The following is a 21,285-nucleotide window of genomic DNA, read 5'->3' on the forward strand; positions in this document are numbered from 1 at the left end:
AGATCGGCGGGGTGTCCTAGCGGCTCACGAGGCGGTGGCGCTTGCTGCCGAGGTTGCCTCGGTCTGTGGAGTTGGGGTCTGTGTGCACCCTCTCGGAGAGTGGGGTGCAACGGCTTCATCCAGGCTGACACAGCATAGATCCAACTACGCAGCACCGCGCAGTTCGGTCAATGAGAGTTGGCGCAGGCAACGCTACGCGTCGGTGGCCTGCCAATCCCATCGTCTGCGCCAGCGTCTCGTGCCGCCGCCAATGGCAAGCGTCCGGGAAAGGATCTTTCGGGGGAGGGCGGTGCCCTGCACGAGGAGGATGCGGTCGAGCGCCATCTCACTATTCGTTCGCGCAGGGGCGTCTTTGAGCGAGGCCTGCATGGCGGGCTGCAGTGGATTGATGAGGCCGGCAGTGATCGCAAGCCGCACCACCGCGCCCAATGTGGCACCTCGCGTCACGAAGGTGGCGTGGGGTGTGAAGCCGATGACCTATCGCGATGCCCGGGGGGGCGGGGGTGTGACGCAGGCCTTTGGCCGCCGGGTTGTTGGTTGCAGTCGCGAGCGCGGCAGACTGGTTGGGCTCGCCCCTCACCTTGATACGAAGCATGGCGTGCGCGTGCGTTCGCATGGCGTCATCTCGATTGGGAGCCGTTCGATCCCCCACCTTGCGAGCTGTATCCGGCCCTGGCTCGTGCATTGGTCACATGGCATTGGACGGCCAGCGAGCGTGCAGCTCAATGTGCCATCGATCTTCACAGCGCACACAACGACGAATGCAGCAGGTCGCACCTGCTGCGAATCAGTGTTGATGCTGGATCTCAGGTTTTAGACCAACTTACGGAGGACGCACCCAATGACGCTTCTACGACCGCCGGGCCCCGAGGGCCGATGGTTTGGTTTCAGCTTGCTGGGTGAGATGCGGCGCCGTTATCTCGACTTCTGGCAGGAAACGCATCGTCGCTATGGTGATGCTGTTTATATGCGGCTGACGAGTCGCGACCTCTATGCCTTCGCGCATCCCGCGCTGATCCGGGAAGTGTTGGTCGAGAAGGCCAAGTCATTCGTCCGATACGAGCGCATCATCGAAGTGCATTCTCAACTGCATGGGCGAAGCGTCTTGATCGCCGAGGGCGAAGAGTGGCGCCAGCAGCGGCGAATTCTTCAGCCCAGCTTCAGCAACAAGCAATTCGATTACTACGCCGGACAAGTGGTGGAGGCGGCGCGTGAATCGCTGGACCGGCTGCCCACCGAAACCTCTCTGGACTTCGAACATGCGATGAACATGCTCACCATCGACGCCGTGCTGCGCACCATGTTTGGAGGCCGGGTGGAGCAGGATACAGCGGAGATCGAGAAGGCCGTTCGATTGTGGAGTCAGATCTCCTTTGCGGAGATGGGGATGCCCATGACCTTGCCTGACTGGCTGCCGCTGCCCGGCAAGGCTGAAAAGCGTTGGGCGATGGGTGTGCTGAACGACTTTGTCACGTCACAGATTCGTCGGCGCCGCGCGGAAGGATCGAAGCAGGACGATTTTCTTGGGACGCTGCTGGCTTTATCCGGCGACGGGAGGGGTGACGGCCAGGATTCGGATCGGCAAGCGCGGGACCAGAGCATGGCGGTCTTCCTCGCCGGCCACTCGACCACCGCCACGAGCCTGTGCTGGGCGGCCTGGGTGCTTGCCAAGTACCCTGATGTCCAGGAGCGCGCTTCGGTCGAGATCGATGAAGTGATCGGCCAACGCGAGCCGACATTCGCCGACATGGCTCGGCTCACTTATCTGGATCAGGTTGTCAAAGAGACGCTGCGCCTGTATTCCCCGGCGACCGGCGTCATCGTTCGCAGGGCCACGGAGGACGTGCAGGTTGGCGAATGGCTGGTGCCCAAGGGGGCCTTGGTCTCCATCCTTTCGTTCGTCGTACAACGCGACGAACGCTGGTTCGAAGATCCGCTGCGCTTCGATCCCGAGCGATTCAATCCGGAGAACGCGGAAAACATCACCAGAGGAAGCTATTTCCCTTTCGGGATCGGCCCGCGCGTATGCATTGGCAACAACCTAGCCAGCATGGAAATAAAGCTGGCGCTCGCCTTGCTGCTGCAACGCTATTCGCTCACGCCTGCGCCCGGCCAAGCCGAGCCTGGCTTGTTGATGCACACGACCATGCGGCCGGCAGGTGGCATGCGACTCGTGCTTTCGAGGCGGACGAGCAGTTTGAATACGCATGTCGCGGGCTCCACAAGAACGCCGGCGCTATCCGGAAGATGCCCGGTGCATGTGGCTTCGGGCTCCTGACTCGCAATTCCCAGATGAAATGAACTAGACAGTTAAAGGATTCTCAATGCATGCATTCGTTTTTCCAGGGCAGGGCTCCCAGAAGAAGGGAATGGGAGCGGGATTGTTCGACGAAGTGAAGGAGTACGTGTCGATCGAAAGAGAGGTGGACGCGTTGCTCGGCTACTCCATGCGTGACTTCTGCGCAAACGCTTCTCAGAGCCAACTCATGGAGACCCGGTATACCCAGCCAAGTCTGTTTGTCGTCAATGCATTGCACTACTACGCGGCGCGATCCCGAGGGCAGCATGCAGGCATCGTCGCAGGACACAGTCTGGGCGAATACAACGCCTTGCTGGCGGCTGGTGCTTTCGATCTGTTGACGGGGCTGCGTCTGGTCCAGAAGCGGGGAGAACTGATGGGTCAGGTCAAATCCGGCGGCATGGCGGCTGTCTTAGGGCCTGGTGCGGCTCGTGTCGAGTCCATTCTTCGGGGGGCTGACCTCGCTGGAATTGATGTCGCCAACTACAACGCGCCCAATCAGACGGTAATTTCCGGAAAGAAGGACGATCTGACGCTGGCCTGTCGGCTGCTCGAGAAGGAGGCGGACGCTTGCGTGCCGCTTCCGGTCAGTGCCGCCTTCCACTCGCGCTACATGATCGACGCTGCGCGGGCGTTCCAGGATTTCCTTGTCGACTTCAGTTTCGAGCCGCTCCTGCTGCCGGTCATCTCCAACGTGACTGGGCGTCCCTATCCTGCCGGCGATCCAACGTTGACCGTGCGCGCTTTCCTGGTCAGGCAGATTTCTCGCCCCGTGCTTTGGACGCAGAGTGTGCGGCACATGTCCGAGTCCGGTGTGGATGAATTCCACGAAATCGGTCCTGGCACTGTGTTGACGCGATTGATCCAGCAGATTCGAGAGTACGACGCCACGATGGCGTGATTTCAGTCGCGACTCGCATGGCCAAACAAGGGTGCGGCGTAGCGGTTGTGCCGTCTTGCCCTGGAAGCGGCGTGACCGAGGCGATCGATCCTGACCATCGACATCGGCTGAGTTGATAGGCGTTCCGAGAAATACAGGGAGCTGTTGACGTCATGAATGACTTGTTGAAGTACGTGTTCGGTCAGGTAGAAGCTAAGCGTCTATCTTTGGACGCAGCCTTGACCATTCTCAAATCGGCGCGTCAGCAAGGCTCGTTGGACAGCGTTGCTGTGCAGGCTGCGGCGCCTGCGCATGCGAAGGGCGAGGTGGAGACGCTGCTGCTGCGCCCGACGTGGCAGGAGGCGCAACTGCCGGCGGCTGAGCCGGTGTCCTATGGCGCGCATTGGGTGGTGCTGTGCGAGGTGGGTGGCGATGCGGAGGCTGCGCTGAAGGCGGCGTTGCCGCAGGCGCGGTGCCTGCACCTGAGCGCCGAGGGCGCGGATCTGTCGACGCGCTACGGCGGCTACGCCGCGCAGTTGCTGGCGTATCTGCAGGCCATGTTCTCGGAGAAGCCGTCGGGCTGGGTGCGCGTGCAACTGGTGGTGCCCGCGAGTGGAGAAGGGGCGCTGCTGGCGGGGCTGGGCGGGATGTTGAAGAGTGCGCGCCAGGAGTCACCCAAGCTGGTGATCCAGGTGCTTGGGGTGGAGCCTTCGCTTGGGGGCGAGGCCCTGGCGCAGTGTGTGAGCGCCGAGGCGCAGGCGTTCGAGGAGGACGTGCGCTATCGGGCAGCGACGCGCGAGGTGATGCGCCTGGAGGAGGTGCGCGAGGATGCCGAGCAGGCGCAGGCGTTGGTGCCGACGCCGTGGAAGCGCGGGGGCGTGTACCTGATCAGTGGTGGTGCCGGGGGCCTCGGGTTGATCTTCGGCAAGGCGATCGCGACGGCGGTGTCGGATGTGACGCTGGTGCTGACGGGGCGTTCGGTGCTGGGTGCCGAGAAGCTGCAGCAGCTGCGGCAGCTGGAGGCGCTGGGCGCGCGTGGTGTACCGGCAGGTGGACGTGACGGATGCCGAGGCGGTGGCCGCATGTGTGCGGGAGGTGGTCCAGGCACACGGTGGGCTCACGGGCGTGATCCACACGGCCGGGGTGCTGCGCGACAGCTTCCTTGTGAAGAAGACGGAGAGCGAGTTGCGTGCGGTGCTCGCACCGAAGGTGGCGGAGTGCTGGCGCTGGATGCGGCGACGCGAGATCAGCCGCTGGAGGTGTTCGTCAGCTTCTCCTCGGCTGCGGGCATGCTGGGGAACGTGGGCCAGACGGACTACGCGGCGGCCAACGCGTTCCTGGATGCGCACGCGGCGCTGCGTGCGGCTGCGGTGCAGGCGGGCGAGTGCTCGGGTCGCACGCTGTCGATGGCGTGGCCGCTGTGGGCAGAGGGCGGATGCGGGTGGATGCGGCGACGCGGGATCGACTGTGGCGCAGCGCAGGGTTGGTGCCGCTGGGGACGCCGGAGGGGCTGTCGGCGCTGGCGCGTGCGCTGTCGCTGGAGGGGACGCCTCGGGTGACGGTGCTCTCGGGCGAGCGCAGCCGCATCGAGCCGAAGGTGTCGATGGTTTCGCGCCCTGTCCGGCGTTCGGAGTCGGACGCCGACCTGGGCGTGGACCTGCAGGCGTTGCAGGAGAAGGTGTTGCATGGCCTCCTGGCGCTGTTCTCCAAGGTGGCGAAGATCGACGCGGACAGGATCGATCCCGAGGAGGCGCTGGAGCGTTACGGGATTGACTCGGTGATGGTGTCCCAGCTCAATCTGGCACTGAACGGGATCTTCGGCGAAGAAATCCCCAAGACACTGCTCTTCGAGTACCGGACGCTGAGTGCCCTGGCCGGCTACTTGGCGGCCGAGTACCCGCAGACGTGTGCGCAGTGGAGCGGTGTCCGGAAGGCGCAGGTCGTTGTCGAGGCAGAGAGCAATTGGCCGGAAATGGATCGGATGCGCCGTGCATCGCGCGCTACCTGTGGCAGTCGGCAAGCTGATCGGGAACCCATTGCCATCGTGGGTCTGGGCGGGCGGTATCCGAAGGCTGCGACGCTGGAGGCCTTCTGGGAGAACCTCAAGCAGGGCGTGAATTGCATCGGCGAGATTCCGTCGGAGCGCTGGTCGCTGGAGGGCTTCTATCACCCGGACCCGGACCAGGCCGCGGCACAGGGCAAGAGCTACGGGAAGTGGGGCGGATTCCTGGAAGGATTCGCCGAGTTCGATCCGTTGTTCTTCGGGATCTCGCCGCGCGAGGCCGAGACCATGGATCCCCAGGAGCGTCTGTTCGTGCAGGCGTGCTGGGAGGCGCTGGAGGACGCGGGCTACACGCGTGCGCGACTGGCGGCGCTGCACAAGGGACGGGTGGCGTCTATGCCGGGATCACGAAGACCGGCTATGAGTTGTACGGGCCGGAGCTGAGGCGGCAGGGCACGCAGGCGCTGCCGCAGACCTCGTTCAGCTCGGTGGCCAACCGGGTGTCGTACCTGTTCGACTTCCACGGCCCCAGCATGCCGCTGGACACGATGTGCTCGGCCTCCTTCACGGCGATCCACGAGGCCTGCGAGCATCTGCTGCGAGGCGAATGCGAGGTGGCGCTCGCCGGCGGCGTGAACTTGAATCTCCATCCGTCGAACTACCTCACCATGTCTGCGCTGCGAATGCTCTCGACGGAGGGGCTGTGCCGAAGCTTCGGTGCGGGAGGCGATGGCTACGTGCCGGGCGAGGGCGTAGGGGTGCTGTTCCTGAAGCGGCTCTCGCTTGCGGAGGCCGATGGCGACCAGATCTACGGCTTGATCAAGGCGACGGCGATCAACCACGGTGGGAAGACCAACGGCTACACGGTGCCCAACCCGCAGGCGCAGGGAGAGTTGATCGAGGATGCACTGCGCAAGGCGGGCGTGCACCCGCGCACCATCAGCTACGTCGAAGCGCACGGGACGGGCACGGCACTTGGCGACCCGATCGAGGTTGCGGGTTTGAGCAAGGCGTTCGGAGCTCAGACGCAGGACAGGCAGTACTGCGCGATCGGCTCGGCGAAGTCGAACATCGGGCATTGCGAGAGTGCGGCGGGGATCGCGGGGCTGACGAAGGTGCTGCTGCAGCTCAAGCACGGCCAGCTGGTGCCGAGCCTGCACAGCGAGGAGCTGAACCCGAACATCGACTTTGCGCGCACACCCTTCGTGGTGCAGCGCACGCTGGGCGAGTGGAAGCGTCCGCAGGTCAGTCTGGCGGGGAGCCGCAGCGGGAGTATCCGCGCATCGCGGGGATCTCGTCGTTCGGTGCCGGGGATCGAACGCGCACGTGATCGTGCAGGAGTACCGGGCTGCCGAGCCTGCGCGGGCGAGGGTGGCGGTGACGCCGCAGCGCCCGGCCGTGGTGGTGCTGTCGGCCCGGCGCGAGGAGCGGCTGCGCGAGGCGGTGCAGCGGTTGCTGTCGCATGTGGAGCGCCAGGGTTGCACGGACGAGGATCTTGCGGACATTGCGTACACGCTGCAGGTGGGGCGCGAGGCGATGGAGGTGAGGCTGGCGTGCGTGGTGAGCACGTTGGAGGAGCTCAAGGTCAAGTTGAGTCAATACCTTACGGGTGACCGGAATGTCGATGGGCTTCACTGTGGCGAGGCCAAGCGTGGCAAGGAAGGCCTGTCCGCACTGGCGGATGAGGACATGGGGCGCACCATCGACGCGTGGCTGTCCAAGGGCAAGCTGCACAAGGTCGTCGAGCTGTGGGTACGGGGACTGGCGTTCGACTGGGCGCGGCTGTACGGCGAAGCAACGCCGAGGCGGATCAGCCTGCCGACCTATCCGTTCGCGAAGGACCGGTACTGGGCGCCCGAGGCCCCGATGCCGCAGGCGCGAATGCTGCGCGCCCCGGCAAGCCCGTCGGTGAAGAGTTGCATCCGCTTGTGCACCGCAACACCTCGAGCCTGGCCGAGCAGCGCTTCAGCTCGGTGTTCACGGGGAGGAGTTCTTCCTTGCCGACCACGTGGTGAAGGGGCAGCGGGTGCTGCCCGGGGTTGCGTACCTGGAGCTTGCGCGCGCGGCGGTGGTGCAGGCGCTGGAGCTCGCGGCGTCGCAGGCGCGGGACGTGCGGCTGGAGCAGGTGGTGTTCGCGCAGCCTGTGGTGGTGGGTGATGCGCCGGTGGAGGTGCACATTGCGCTCGTGCCGCAGGACGGTGGGTCGGTGAGCTTCGAGGTGTACACCCAGGTCGCGGGCGAGGAGGAGGCGCGGGTGCATGCACAGGGGCGAGCGCGGGTTGCGGCGGCGGCGGATGCGCCGATCGAGGACCTGGATCGGCTGCGGTCGCAGTGCCCGCAGGTGTTCGCATCCGAGGCCTGCTATGCGGAGTTCGCGCGGATGGGGCTGGCGTACGGCCCGGCCTTCCAGTCGTTGATGGAAGTCCGGGTGGGGCAGGATGCAGCGGGTCGGCTGCTGGCGGTGGGCGAGTTGGCGCTGCCGTCCAAGGCGAGCGAGTCGTCGGCGGCCTTCATGCTGCCGCCTGGGCTGCTGGGCGCGGCGCTGCAGGCGTCGATGGGGCGCGTGACCGCGCAGCCGCAGGACGAGCCGTTGCGTCCGTTTGCGATGGAGGCGGTGGACACGGTGGCGCTGTATGGGCCGGTGCCGGCGAAGGCCGTGGCGGTGGTGCGGCAGGGTGTAGGCGGCACGACCGGCGGTGCGCTCCCGACGCTGGATGTGTCGCTGACGGACATGCAGGGCCGGGTGTGCGTGTGGCTTCAAGGCGTCCGCAGCCGCACGCCGGACGGCGTGCCCGCGACGTTGGAGGTGGAGCAGGTCGTGCCGGGGGTGTCGTCGGTGGCGGAGGTGCTGCCGCGTGCGACTGCGGTCGAGTCTCCGGTGGACATGAGCGCGGAGACGAAGCAGACCCTCGATAACTTGCTTGCGGGGTTGCTGTGGGGTCAGCTGTGCGAGCTGGGACTGGCCTCGCAGCCGGTGGTTGACGTCGAGGCGTGGAAGGCCCGGGTGGGTCTGCCGTCGCTGTACGGACCCTGGCTCGTCGAGAGCTTGGAGGTGCTGGAGAAGCGGGGTATCTGGCGCGTGAAGGCGGCGTGCTGAGGGTGCTCATGGCGGACGCGCCGGACAGGGATGCGCTGTGGTCGCGCTGGGAGGCCTGCAAGCTCCAGCTCGGTCCCGAGTACCAGGCCCAGATCAACTTCGTGGACGCGGCGCTGCGAGCGCTGCCGGAGATCCTGCGCGGACGGCGCGCGGCGACGGAGGTGTTGTTCCCGAACGGTTCGATGGAACTGGTGGAGGGCATCTACCGCGACAACGAGGTCTCGGACTACTTCAACGAGGTGCTGGCGGAAAGCCTGGTTGCGGCGGTGAAGGCGCGGCTGGCCCAGGATCCGCAGGCGAAGTTGCGCCTGTTCGAGATCGGGGCGGGGACGGGGGGACGAGCGCACTGCTGTTCGATCGGCTGGCGGCCTATGCCGCGCACATCGAGGAGTACTGCTACACGGACCTGTCGAAGGCGTTCCTGCTGCATGCGGAGCAGCAGTACCGGGCGAAGGCGCCGTACCTGAAGACGCAGATCTTCGACGTCGAGCGGTCCTTGGCGGAGCAGGGCGTCGAGGTCGGCCGCTACGACATGGTGATCGCCACGAACGTGCTGCATGCGACCAGGGAGATGCGGCGCACCGTGGGCAACACCAAGGCGCTGCTGAAGGCGAACGGGGTGGTGCTGATCAACGAGATGTCCTCCAACAGCCTGTTCCTGCAGTTGACCTTCGGGCTGCTGGAGGGGTGGTGGCTGTCGGAGGATGTGCCCTGCGGATTCCGGGCTCGCCGGCACTGACGCCGCAGGCCTGGCGGCGGTTGCTCGAGGCGCAGGGGTTCGTGGACGTGCGCCATCCGGCGGAGGTGGCGCATGGGCTGGGCCAGCAGATCGTGGTGGGCCTGAGCGACGGCATCGTGCGGCAGACGGGTGCAGTGGCCTCTCGTCCTCGCGGAGAAGCCCACGAGTCGGCGGAGGACGAAGCAGTGTCCTGCGACGAGCTGCAGGAAAAATTGCGTTCGTCGTTGGCGCGCGCGGCGTCCGGACTGCTGAAGCTTCGGTCGGATGAGATCGATCCGCAGGTCGAGCTGAGTGAGTTCGGCTTCGACTCCATCACGTTGACGACGTTCGCCAACACCCTCAACGGCCAATATGGATTGGCATTGACGCCGACGATTTTCTTCGAATACCCCACGCTGGCCGGACTGAGCGAGCATCTGCTGCACGAGTACCGGACGGTGTTGGCCAAGCAGCTGGGGGATACGGTGCGAGCGACTGCCCCCGAGCTGTCGGACGCTTCGGTCTCCGCGGCGCTGCCGATGGGACGCAGTCAGCGCGTGCGCTTCGCGCAGGCGCCTGCGATGCCCCCCGAAAGACATGCAGCGGCCCCGGCCGCGGCCGCGGTTCCTGTCAAGCCGGAGCCGATCGCGATCATCGGCGTGAGCGGGGCGTTCCCGCAGGCGGAGGATCTGGAGGACTTCTGGGCGAACCTGGCGAGCGGGCGCGACTGCATCGGCGAGATACCGGGCAGCCGCTGGGACTGGTCGCGGTTGTACGGCGATCCGGCCAAGGAGGTGAACAAGACCAACATCCGTCACGCGGGCGTGATCGATGGGATTGCCGAGTTCGATCCGCTGTTCTTCGGGATCTCGCCGCGCGAGGCGGCGGCGATGGATCCGCAGCAGCGGCTGCTGATGACCTACGTCTGGCGGGTGATCGAGGACGCTGGCTATGCGCCTGCGCAACTGAGCGGCACGGACACCGGGATCTTCGTGGGGACGGCCGGCAGTGGCTACAGCGGTCTGCTGGCCCAGGCGGGGAGCCGATCGAGGGCTATTCCAGCACCGGTGCGCTGAGCTCCATCGGCCCGAACCGCGTGAGCTTCCTGCTCAACCTGCACGGGCCGAGCGAGCCGATCGAGACGGCGTGCTCGAGCTCGCTGGTGGCGGTGCACCGAGCGGTGCAGGCGATGCGCACGGGCCAATGCGGGCAGGCGATCGTCGGTGGCGTGAACACCCTGGTCAGCCCGGAGGCGCACGTGAGCTTCACCAAGGCGGGAATGCTCAGCCCGGACGGGCGCTGCAAGACGTTCTCGAAGGAGGCGAACGGCTACGTGCGTGGCGAGGGCGTGGGGATGCTCATGCTCAAGCCGCTGTCCAAGGCGCAGGCCGATGGCGACCACATCTACGGGCTGATCCTGGGCAGCGCGGAGAACCACGGGGGCCGTGCGAACTCGCTGACGGCGCCGAACCCGAAGGCGCAGGCGGCGCTGATCAGGTCGGCGTTCGAGCAGGCGCAGGTCGACCCGCGCAGCGTGAGCTACATCGAGGCGCATGGCACGGGCACGCCGCTGGGCGACCCGATCGAGATCCAGGGTCTGAAGAGCGCGTTCCAGGCGGCGGCGCAGGGCGAGGCGCTGCCCACGGGGTACTGCGGCCTGGGGTCGGTGAAGACCAATATCGGGCACCTGGAGCTCGCCGCAGGTGTGGCGGGCATCGTGAAGGTGCTGCTGCAGTTCAAGCACCGCACGCTGGTGCCGAGTCTGCATGCGAAGGAGATCAATCCGTACATCGATCTCTCGGGCAGTCCGTTCTACGTGGTGCAGGAGTCGCGGGAGTGGGTGGCGCTGCGGGACGACGCGGGTCGCGAGCTGCCGCGGCGGGCGGGCGTGAGCTCGTTCGGTGTGGGCGGAGTGAACGCCCATGTGGTGCTGCAGGAGTACCGGTCTGCCGATCGGGCAAAGGTGGTGGTGACGCCGCAGCGTCCGGTCGTGGTGGTGCTGTCGGCGAAGCAGGAGGTGCGGCTTCGCGAGGCGGTGCAGCGGTTGCTGGCGCATGTGGAGCGCCAGGGGTGCACGGATGAGGATCTTGCGGACATTGCGTACACGCTGCAGGGGGGCGCGAGGCGATGGAGGTGAGGCTGGCGTGCGTGGTGAGCACGCTGGAGGAGCTCAAGGCCAAGCTGGCGCAGTACCTGGCGGAAGCGAAGGACATCGACGGGCTCTACAGGGGCGAGATCAAGCGAGACAAAGAGACCCTCGCGCTCCTGGTGGACGAGGACATGGATCGCACCATCGACGCGTGGCTGTCCAAGGGCAAGCTGCGCAAGCTCGTCGAGCTGTGGGTGCGGGGACTGGCGTTCGACTGGGCGCGGCTGTACGACGGCGAAGTGACGCCGAGGCGGATCAGCTTGCCGACCTATCCGTTCGCCAAAGAACGGTATTGGATGGCGACGCGCGAAGAGACGTCACGGCCCGACCAACCGCGGAGGGCGGTGGACGAGGCCCCTTCGCGCGTGTCGTCCGCTTCCGTCGAGGTGGCAGAGGCCGCGGAGATTCTGACGTTCGAAGAGGTCTGGGACGCGCAGGCGCTGTCCTCCGGCCGCGAAAGCCAGTCTGGGACGTTGGTGTGCTTCTTATCGGCACCAGCTCACCAGCAGGCGGTGGCGAAGGTGGTGTCCGAGCAGGCGCCGGGCACGACGCTGGTGTTCGTGACGCAAGGCCATGTGACGGCTCCGGCCGACGGCTTGGTCCGGCACGCTTGGTCGGGCACGGCGATGGATGGCGGCGAGATCCTCGAAGCGATCGCGGCCACCCATGGTCCGCTGGATGCCCTGGCGTACCTGTGGCCGTTGGAGGCGTCCGCGCTGTTGGAGGACGCCGTCCCCATCTTGCACCTGCTGCAGGCGCTGGGTCGCCGGCGGATCGACTGTGCCCGGCTGGTGCTTGCCGGGCAGAGCTGCTGTGACGCGGAACTGGCGCACCTGTCGTCCTGGATCGGACTGGGACGCTCCATGAAGCTGGTGCTGCCGTCGATTCCGTTGTCGGTGGTCGGCCAGCAAGCGGCTGCGGGTGAGACCGTGGACTTCGCGGCGTGGGCGCGCCGCCTGCTTCTGGAACTGGCGGCGCCCCGAGGCCAGAGCGCGCTGTATCGGGGCGAGACGCGGTATGTACCGAAGACGCGCGACCTGGCATGCACACCGCAGGCGCTGCCGCTGCGGCGGGACGGAGCCTACTGGATTACTGGGGGTCTTGGAGGATTGGGGTTTGTCTTTGCGCAGTACCTGGCCCGCCAGCATGGTGCGCGCCTGGTACTGAGCGGCCGCTCGATGCTGGACGCCTCCCGGCAAGCCCAGCTCGCGTCCCTGGAGCGATTGGGCGCACAGGTGCTGTACGTGCAGGCCGACGTGACGGATCGCGACGCCATGCGGGATGGGCTGGCGCAGGCGCTGGCGCGATTCGGCGCGATCGACGGCGTCCTGCATGCAGCGGGACTCGATTCCGAGGTCGATCTTCTCGAGAAGGATCCCGAGCAGTTCCGCGCGATTCTGGCGCCGAAGGTGACGGGGACGCTGGTGCTCGAGGACCTGCTGTGCGAACAGCCGTTGGAGTTCGTCTGCTACTTCGCTTCCGCGTCGGCGGTGCTGGGTGATTTTGGGGCTGGCGACTACGCCATGGGCAACCGCTTCCTGATGGCTTATGCCCAGGCCCGCGACGAGCGCCGAGCGCGCGGCGAGGTTGTTGGGAGGACCTTGGCCATCGCCTGGCCGCTGTGGCAGGACGGGCAGATGAGCGGCCGCGACCGCGCCCGGATCGATCTGTACCTGAAGTCGAGCGGCCAGCAAGCCCTGACGTCAGCGGAGGGCGTGGCGTTGTTCGAACGCCTGCTAGGCCAGCCGTCGCCGGCGCCGCTGGTAATGAAGGGGCAGCCGGCCCGGGTGCGGGGGCTCCTCGGTCTGGGGGACGAGACGGAATGCTCCGCGCCCGATGCGGAGGCCGGAAGCTCCGTGGCCCCTGCGGGACGCGGCCGACGGCCGGAGATGAAGGGTTTCGATGTGGAGACGTGCGTGGTGTGGGACCTCAGGGAGAAAGTCAGTACGCTCCTGGACGTTCCGCGCGCGCAACTGGGGCTGGAAGAGAACCTTGCGGATTTCGGCTTCGATTCGATTCGGCTGGCCGAGCTTTCCCGCTGCCTGAATGGCCACTTCGGCATCGACCTCACGCCGGCCGTGTTCTTCAGCCACCCCAGCCTGGGACGGCTTGCGGCCTACCTGATGGACAAGTATGCGATGCCGTTGGCCGAGTTCTATCAGGAAGGCACGGAGACGCCGGGCGCTGTTGGCGATCGGACGGTGGAGCGTGGCACCGCGACGACCGGCGAGGTGGCCCGACACGAACCAGATCCCACCAGTCTGCTCGCCGATGAGCCGATTGCGATCATCGGCATGAGCGGCCGCTTCCCGGGGGCGCGCACGGTCGAGGAGCTCTGGGAGATCCTGCGGCAAGGCCGGACCGTGGTGGAGGAGATCCCGCCGGATCGGTTCGACTGGCGGCCGTACGCTGGCGATCCGATGAAGGACCCCGGAAAGACCAACGGCCGGTGGCTGGGCGCGTTGCCTGGGGTGGCGGAGTTCGATCCTCAGTTCTTCGAGATCTCGCCCAAGGAAGCCGAACTGATGGATCCGCGCCAGCGGCTCCTCCTTCAAGAGGCCTGGGCTGCGCTGGAGGATGCGGGCTACGGACGCGCGCATCTGGACCGGCAGTCAGTCGGTATGTTCGTCGGCGTGGAGCAAGGCGACTACCAGTACCTTGTGGGCGAGCAGGGCAGCGTGACCGGCAACCACGACGGCATCCTGGCCGCGCGGCTGGCGTACGTGTTGAACCTGCAAGGCCCCGCGCTGGCGATCAACACGGCGTGCTCTTCCGGGCTGGTGGCGCTGCATGAGGCCTGCCTGAGCCTGCGCATGGGGGAATGCGAGACGGCGATCGCGGCCGGGGCGAACCTGGTGCTGACACCGCAGATGTTCGTGGCCCTCGGGCGGGCGGGCATGTTGTCCCCGGACGGCAAGTCGTACGCCTTCGACCGGCGCGCCAATGGGATGGTGCCGGGCGAGGCGGTGGTGGCGGTTGTCCTGAAACGGTTGTCGCACGCCGAAAGAGACGGGGATCCGATCCAGGGCGTGATCCGTGGCAGCGGGATCAACTACGACGGCAAAACCAACGGCATCACCGCGCCGAGCGGCATGGCGCAGACACGGCTGTTGCGAGACGTTCACCGCCGCTTCGGGATCGATCCGGCCCGGATCGACTACGTCGTCGCCCATGGAACGGGGACGCGACTGGGCGATCCCATCGAAGTCAACGCGCTCTACGAAGCCTTTGCCGGCTGCGAGGGTGTGCGGCCGGGGCAGTGCGCGCTGACCTCAACGAAGACCAACTTCGGCCACACGTTTGCAGCCTCGGGGTTGCTGAGCTTGGTCGCGCTGGTTCAGGCGATGCGCCACTGTGAGATCCCGGCGAGCCTCGACTGTGAGCAGTTGAGCGACTACATTCCGTGGGAGGCGAGTCCGTTCTACGTGAACGGCGCGCGCAAGCCCTGGCCGTCTCAGGGAAGGCCGAGGCTCGGGGCAGTCAGCGCTTTCGGGATGAGCGGCACCAACGCTCATGTGGTGGTCGAGAGCTACGAGGAAAAGGCGGCGACGCCGACCTCGTCAGTGCCGCGCTTCCATCTGCTGGTTGTGTCGGCCAAGACAGAGGAGGCGCTGGCCGCGCGTGTCCAGGCCCTGGCCGGGGCGCTCGGTGCGAAGGCCTGGTCGTCAGTCGATCTGTGCGCGCTGAGTTGTACGCTCTTGACCGGGCGCCACCACTTCGCTCATCGGTGCGCATTGGTCGTGCAGGACCGGGATGACGCGTTGCACGCGATGAGCCGGATCGGTGGCCGTGAGAAGCTGCCGGGCCTGTTCCAGGGCCAGGTTGGCAGAAACTTCGCTGCGCAGAAGGCTCTGGCGCGCTACGGCTTCGAGCTGCTGGCGCGCACGGCCCAGCCCGGGCTGTCGCACGTTGATCGCCAGGAAAACCTCCAGGCGTTGGCGGATCTGTACTGTCAGGGGTACGAGTTGCCCTGGGAGCGGCTTTTCGGCGACCGACCGCCGCGGCGGATCAGCCTGCCGACCTATCCGTTCGCGAGGGAACGGTACTGGGTGCCGCAGATGCAGAAGCCGCAAGCGCAGGCGTCATCGGTGCCGGGGGCGGTTTTCGCGAAGAACCCTGTCAGCGAGCAGTTGCATCCGCTGATGCACCGCAACACCTCGAGCTTGGCCGAGCAGCGCTTCAGCTCGGTGTTCACGGGGGAGGAGTTCTTCCTTGCGGACCACGTGGTGAAGGGGCAGCGGGTGCTGCCCGGGGTTGCGTACCTGGAGCTTGCGCGCGCGGCGGTGGTGCAGGCGCTGGAGCTCGCGGCGTCGCAGGCGCGGGACGTGCGGCTGGAGCAGGTGGTGTTCGCGCAGCCTGTGGTGGTGGGTGATGCGCCGGTGGAGGTGCACATTGCGCTTGTGCCGCAGGACGTTGGGTTGGTGAGCTTCGAGGTGTACACCCAGGTCGTGGGCGAGGAGGAGGCGCGGGTGCATGCACAGGGGCGTGCGCGGGTTGCGGCGGCGGCGGATGCGCCGCTCGAGGACCTGGGGCGGCTGCGGTCGCAGTGCTCGCAGGTGTTCGCGTCCGAGGCGTGCTATGCGGAGTTCGCGCGGATGGGTCTGGCGTACGGCCCGGCCTTCCAGTCGCTGATGGAAGTCCGGGTGGGGCAGGATGCAGCGGGTCGACCGATGGCGCTGGGTGACGTGCAGATGCCGTCGCAGGGCACGGATCCGGCCGCGTTCGTGTTGCCGCCGAGCTTGCTGGACGGGGCGCTGCAGGCGTCGATCGGGCTGGTGTTCGCGCAGCCGCAGGACAGGCTGTCGCTGCCGTTCGCGGTGGAGGCGGTGGAGCTGTACGGGGCGGTGCCGGAGAAGGCGGTGGCGGTGGTGCGCCAGAGCGCGGGCAGCACGATCGGCGACGCGGTGCTGAAGCTGGACGTGTCGCTGGTGGACGCCGAAGGTCGGGTGTGCGTGCAACTGCGTGGCTTCAGCAGCCGTGTGCTGGGGCAGGCGGCGCCGACGAAGCCGGCGTCGCCGCCGGTCGCACCGGCGATGGCGGCCATGCCGGTTGGTCAGCTGACGCTGGTTGCGGACTGGGTCGTATGCACGCCCTCGACGGGTATGCGCTGGCCTTCGCAGGAGGAGCGGGTGCTGGTGGTGGGAGGCAGCGATGCGCAGCAGCAGGCGTGCCTGTCGCGGTATGCGCAGGCGCAGTGCCTGCGTCCGGCCGAGCCGTGGAGCATCGAGGAGATGGCGGCGCAGCTGAAGGAGCGGGCACCGTTCTCGCACGTGCTGTGGTTCGTGCCGTCGGGCGCGGAGGTGGGGCTGATCAGCCAGGAGATGATCGGGGCGCAGCAGCAGGGCGTGCTGGCCTGCTTCCGCCTGGTCAAGGCGCTGTTCTCGGCCGGTCATGGCAGCAAGGCGCTGGGGCTGACGATCGTGACGCAACAGGCCGTTGCTGTGGACGAGAGCGACGAGGTGCTGCCGGCGCATGCGGCGGTGCATGGCCTCGTGGGCTCGCTGGCCAAGGAGCACCCGAACTGGCGAGTGCGTCTCGTGGACGTTCCCGCCGGGCAGGAGTGGTCGCTGGACGAGGTGCTGGCCTTGCCCGCGGATGCGCAGGGCAACGCGCTGGCCTGTCGCCACGGCGAGTGGTACCGGCAGGAGCTCGTGTCGAGCACGCTGCCTGCGCCGGCGCGCCAAGGCTATCGCCGAGGCGGGGTGTACGTGCTGCTGGGTGGTGCGGGCGGCATCGGGGAAGTCTTCAGCGAGTACCTGATCCGCGAGTACCAGGCTCAGGTGATCTGGATCGGACGGCGCCCGGAGGACGAAGCCATCGAGGCCAAGCGTGCGCGGCTTGGGACGCTGGGGCCTGCGCCGTACTACCTGTCGGCGGATGCGACGAACCATGTCTTGCTGCAGGCCGCGTACGAGGCGATCAAGGAGCGCTTCGGGGTCATCCATGGGGTGGTGCACTCGGTGCTGGTGCTGCAGGACCAGAGCCTGATGCGGATGGAGGAGAAGACCTTCGTCGGCAGCCTGGAGGCGAAGGTGGACGTGAGCGTGCGTCTGGCGGAGGTGTTCGGGCGGGAGGCGCTCGACTTCGTTCTGTTCCTCTCCTCGAGCCAGAGCCTTCACAGGGCGGTCGGCCAGAGCAACTATGCAGCGGGATGCACATTCGTCGACGCCTACGCGCAGGCGCTGTCGCGTGCGTGGCCGTGCGCGGTGAAGGTAGTGAACTGGGGTTACTGGGGCAGCGTGGGGGTCGTGGCGTCGGCGGACTACCGTGCACGGATGGCCAAGGTCGGGCTGGACTCGATCGAGCCGCCGGAGGCGATGGATGTGCTGGAGCGGTTGCTGGCGTCGCCAGTGTCGCGGGTGATCTACATCAAGACGACGACGCCGGAGTTTGCGCAGGCCATGGGCGTTGCGGCGGGAGAGGCCCGGCAGGTCGTGCCGGGGGTGTCGTCGGTGGCGGAGGTGCTGCCGCGTGCGACTGCGGTCGAGTCTCCGGTGGACATGAGCGCGGAGACGAAGCAGACCCTCGATAACTTGCTTGCGGGGTTGCTGTGGGGTCAGCTGTGCGAGCTGGGACTGGCCTCGCAGCCGGTGGTTGACGTCGAGGCGTGGAAGGCCCGGGTGGGTCTGCCGTCGCTGTACGGACCCTGGCTCGTCGAGAGCTTGGAGGTGCTGGAGAAGCGCGGGTATCTGGCGCGTGAAGGCGGCGTGCTGAGGGTGCTCATGGCGGACGCGCCGGACAGGGATGCGCTGTGGTCGCGCTGGGAGGCCTGCAAGCTCCAGCTCGGTCCCGAGTACCAGGCCCAGATCAACTTCGTGGACGCGGCGCTGCGAGCGCTGCCGGAGATCCTGCGCGGACAGCGCGCGGCGACGGAGGTGTTGTTCCCGAACGGTTCGATGGAACTGGTGGAGGGCATCTACCGCGACAACGAGGTCTCGGACTACTTCAACGAGGTGCTGGCGGAAAGCCTGGTTGCGGCGGTGAAGGCGCGGCTGGCCCAGGACCCGCAGGCGAAGCTGCGTCTGTTCGAGATCGGGGCGGGGACGGGGGGGACGAGCGCGCTGCTGTTCGATCGGCTGGCGGCCTATGCCGCGCACATCGAGGAGTACTGCTACACGGACCTGTCGAAGGCGTTCCTGCTGCATGCGGAGAAGCAGTACCGGGCGAAGGCGCCGTACCTGAAGACGCAGATCTTCGACGTCGAGCGGTCCCTGGCGGAGCAGGGCGTCGAGGTCGGCCGCTACGACGTGGTGATCGCCACGAACGTGCTGCATGCGACCAGGGAGATGCGGCGCACCGTGGGCAACACCAAGGCGCTGCTGAAGGCGAACGGGGTGGTGCTGATCAACGAGATGTCCTCCAACAGCCTGTTCCTGCAGCTGACCTTCGGGCTGCTGGAGGGGTGGTGGCTGTCGGAGGATGTGCCCTTGCGGATTCCGGGCTCGCCGGCACTGACGCCGCAGGCCTGGCGGCGGTTGCTCGAGGCGCAGGGGTTCGTGGACGTGCGCCATCCGGCGGAGGTGGCGCACGGGCTGGGCCAGCAGATCGTGGTGGGCCTGAGCGACGGCATCGTGCGGCAGACGGTGGCGGCTGCGCCTCAAGTGCCACGGTTGCCGGTCTCGAACGCGGCTCCCAAGCCTGTCCGCGCATCCCCGGTTGATCCGGTGATCACTGGCAAGGATCTCCAGAAGAGGCTGCAGTCGTCATTGGTGCGTGCGGTCTCGGACCTGCTGAAGCTCGAGTCGGAGGACATCGATCCGGAGGCGGAGCTGAGCGAGTTCGGCTTCGATTCGATCACCCTGACGGCCTTCGCCAATGTCATCAACGGCATGTACGGGCTGGAACTGACACCGACGGTGCTTTTCGAATACCCGACTCTCGCGGGGCTGAGCGAGCATCTGCTGCACGAGTACCGGACGGTGTTGGCCAAGCAGCTGGGGGATACGGTGCGAGCGACTGCCCCCGAGCTGTCGGACGCTTCGGTCTCCGCGGCGCTGCCGATGGGACGCAGTCAGCGCGTGCGCTTCGCGCAGGCGCCTGCGATGCCCCCCGAAAGACATGCAGCGGCCCCGGCCGCGGCCGCGGTTCCTGTCAAGCCGGAGCCGATCGCGATCATCGGCGTGAGCGGGGCGTTCCCGCAGGCGGAGGATCTGGAGGACTTCTGGGCGAACCTGGCGAGCGGGCGCGACTGCATCGGCGAGATACCGGGCAGCCGCTGGGACTGGTCGCGGTTGTACGGCGATCCGGCCAAGGAGGTGAACAAGACCAACATCCGTCACGCGGGCGTGATCGATGGGATTGCCGAGTTCGATCCGCTGTTCTTCGGGATCTCGCCGCGCGAGGCGGCGGCGATGGATCCGCAGCAGCGGCTGCTGATGACCTACGTCTGGCGGGTGATCGAGGACGCTGGCTATGCGCCTGCGCAACTGAGCGGCACGGACACCGGGATCTTCGTGGGGACGGCCGGCAGTGGCTACAGCGGTCTGCTGGCCCAGGCGGGGGAGCCGATCGAGGGCTATTCCAGCACCGGTGCGCTGAGCTCCATCGGCCCGAACCGCGTGAGCTTCCTGCTCAACCTGCACGGGCCGAGCGAGCCGATCGAGACGGCGTGCTCGAGCTCGCTGGTGGCGGTGCACCGAGCGGTGCAGGCGATGCGCACGGGCCAATGCGGGCAGGCGATCGTCGGTGGCGTGAACACCCTGGTCAGCCCGGAGGCGCACGTGAGCTTCACCAAGGCGGGAATGCTCAGCCCGGACGGGCGCTGCAAGACGTTCTCGAAGGAGGCGAACGGCTACGTGCGTGGCGAGGGCGTGGGGATGCTCATGCTCAAGCCGCTGTCCAAGGCGCAGGCCGATGGCGACCACATCTACGGGCTGATCCTGGGCAGCGCGGAGAACCACGGGGGCCGTGCGAACTCGCTGACGGCGCCGAACCCGAAGGCGCAGGCGGCGCTGATCAGGTCGGCGTTCGAGCAGGCGCAGGTCGACCCGCGCAGCGTGAGCTACATCGAGGCGCATGGCACGGGCACGCCGCTGGGCGACCCGATCGAGATCCAGGGTCTGAAGAGCGCGTTCCAGGCGGCGGCGCAGGGCGAGGCGCTGCCCACGGGGTACTGCGGCCTGGGGTCGGTGAAGACCAATATCGGGCACCTGGAGCTCGCCGCAGGTGTGGCGGGCATCGTGAAGGTGCTGCTGCAGTTCAAGCACCGCACGCTGGTGCCGAGTCTGCATGCGAAGGAGATCAATCCGTACATCGATCTCTCGGGCAGTCCGTTCTACGTGGTGCAGGAGTCGCGGGAGTGGGTGGCGCTGCGGGACGACGCGGGTCGCGAGCTGCCGCGGCGGGCGGGCGTGAGCTCGTTCGGTGTGGGCGGAGTGAACGCCCATGTGGTGCTGCAGGAGTACCGGTCTGCCGAGCCAGCGCGGGCAAAGGTGGTGGTGACGCCGCAGCGTCCGGTTGTGGTGGTGCTGTCAGCGAAGCAGGAGGTGCGGCTTCGCGAGGCGGTGCAGCGGCTGCTGGCGCATGTGGAGCGCCAGGGGTGCACGGATGAGGATCTTGCGGACATTGCGTACACGCTGCAGGTGGGGCGCGAGGCGATGGAGGTGAGGCTGGCGTGCGTGGTGAGCACGCTGGAGGAGCTCAAGGCCAAGCTGGCGCAGTACCTGGCGGAAGCGAAGGGCATCGACGGGCTCTACAGGGGCACCGCCCGGCGCGACAAGGACGGGCTGGCTACCGACGAAGAACGCCAGGCAATGATCGAAGAGTGCGCGACATCAGGCAGATCGCATCGGCTCGTCGAGTTGTGGACGAAGGGCATGGAGGTCGATTGGAGGCAGTTGTGCCGCGAGGCGGCACCGCGGCGCATCAGCCTGCCAAGCTATCCGTTCGCCAGGGAACGGTATTGGGTGCCGCCGGTGCGGCAAGTGCCTTCCCTCCAGGCGACGGACGTCGGCAAGCCACTGCATCCGCTTTTGCATCGCAACACCTCCAAGCCGGCCGAGCGTCAGCTCCCGGAAGGGCTCTACAAATGAATCTCGGCTTCCCATCCGGCACTGCGATTGCCGAAAAGACTCATCGGCGAGACGAGCGGGCAGACATCCCGAACGAGGACAAGCCTATCGTCTTCCTGTTCTCGGGCCA

General features: G+C 67.0%; 10 protein-coding genes and 5 pseudogenes. 13 read left to right on the forward strand and 2 right to left on the reverse strand.

Annotated features, from left to right (window positions below):
- Positions 1-192 precede the first annotated feature (192 nt).
- Complete coding sequence (locus ABL840_RS15705; RefSeq protein ID WP_093429340.1) at positions 193-429, reverse strand: hypothetical protein; 237 nt, start codon at positions 427-429, stop codon at positions 193-195.
- A gap of 412 nt (positions 430-841) precedes the next feature.
- Here ABL840_RS15705 and ABL840_RS15710 point away from each other — a divergent pair, with 412 nt between their 5' ends.
- Positions 842-2,278 carry a cytochrome P450 gene (locus tag ABL840_RS15710; RefSeq protein WP_093209982.1) on the forward strand — a complete coding sequence of 479 codons (1,437 nt, stop codon included), beginning with the start codon at positions 842-844 and terminating at the stop codon, positions 2,276-2,278.
- 46 nt (positions 2,279-2,324) lie between these two features.
- The gene (gene fabD, locus ABL840_RS15715) at positions 2,325-3,200 is read left to right on the forward strand and encodes an ACP S-malonyltransferase (protein WP_093209984.1); all 876 of its coding nucleotides are present in this window, start codon (positions 2,325-2,327) and stop codon (positions 3,198-3,200) included.
- Between the two features lie 502 nt (positions 3,201-3,702).
- Here the strand turns inward: fabD and ABL840_RS15720 are convergent.
- On the reverse strand, positions 3,703-3,858 hold the full coding sequence (locus tag ABL840_RS15720) for a hypothetical protein (protein ID WP_418116289.1): 156 nt from the start codon (positions 3,856-3,858) through the stop codon (positions 3,703-3,705).
- Between the two features lie 407 nt (positions 3,859-4,265).
- Here ABL840_RS15720 and ABL840_RS15725 point away from each other — a divergent pair.
- The 11 genes and pseudogenes from ABL840_RS15725 (at position 4,266) to ABL840_RS15775 (ending at position 21,176) form a co-directional block, all read left to right on the forward strand.
- A pseudogene (locus tag ABL840_RS15725) lies at positions 4,266-4,738 on the forward strand (KR domain-containing protein).
- Positions 4,735-5,625, forward strand: coding sequence for a beta-ketoacyl synthase N-terminal-like domain-containing protein (locus ABL840_RS15730; protein WP_418116290.1), 891 nt, complete (start codon positions 4,735-4,737; stop codon positions 5,623-5,625). The pseudogene ABL840_RS15725 and the gene ABL840_RS15730 overlap by 4 nt, the downstream one beginning before the upstream one ends.
- A pseudogene (locus tag ABL840_RS15735) lies at positions 5,607-6,284 on the forward strand (polyketide synthase); the annotation flags it as partial. The gene ABL840_RS15730 and the pseudogene ABL840_RS15735, both read left to right, overlap by 19 nt.
- A gap of 340 nt (positions 6,285-6,624) precedes the next feature.
- Positions 6,625-6,735, forward strand: a pseudogene (locus ABL840_RS15740) (hypothetical protein); the annotation flags it as partial.
- A gap of 457 nt (positions 6,736-7,192) precedes the next feature.
- Positions 7,193-8,278: a polyketide synthase dehydratase domain-containing protein gene (locus ABL840_RS15745; RefSeq protein WP_418116291.1), complete on the forward strand. Its 1,086-nt coding sequence runs from the start codon at positions 7,193-7,195 to the stop codon at positions 8,276-8,278.
- Between the two features lie 8 nt (positions 8,279-8,286).
- On the forward strand, positions 8,287-8,745 hold the full coding sequence (locus ABL840_RS15750; protein ID WP_418116390.1) for a hypothetical protein: 459 nt from the start codon (positions 8,287-8,289) through the stop codon (positions 8,743-8,745).
- Entirely contained in the window at positions 8,661-9,017 is a 357-nt protein-coding gene (locus ABL840_RS15755; RefSeq protein WP_418116361.1) for a class I SAM-dependent methyltransferase, read from the forward strand. Before ABL840_RS15750 ends, ABL840_RS15755 begins: the two co-directional genes overlap by 85 nt.
- 185 nt (positions 9,018-9,202) lie before the next feature.
- Positions 9,203-9,376, forward strand: a pseudogene (locus ABL840_RS15760) (acyl carrier protein); the annotation flags it as partial.
- Between the two features lie 201 nt (positions 9,377-9,577).
- Positions 9,578-11,019: pseudogene (locus ABL840_RS15765) on the forward strand (type I polyketide synthase); the annotation flags it as partial.
- 12 nt (positions 11,020-11,031) lie between these two features.
- Positions 11,032-11,133, forward strand: a complete 102-nt coding sequence (locus ABL840_RS15770) for a hypothetical protein (RefSeq protein ID WP_418116362.1) — start codon at positions 11,032-11,034, stop codon at positions 11,131-11,133.
- 14 nt (positions 11,134-11,147) lie between these two features.
- Complete coding sequence (locus tag ABL840_RS15775) at positions 11,148-21,176, forward strand: SDR family NAD(P)-dependent oxidoreductase (protein ID WP_418116292.1); 10,029 nt, start codon at positions 11,148-11,150, stop codon at positions 21,174-21,176.
- The last annotated feature ends 109 nt before the right edge of the window (positions 21,177-21,285 follow it).

The sequence above is a fragment of the Variovorax sp. NFACC27 genome (genome assembly GCF_048301545.1).
Taxonomy (GTDB): domain Bacteria; phylum Pseudomonadota; class Gammaproteobacteria; order Burkholderiales; family Burkholderiaceae_C; genus Variovorax; species Variovorax gossypii.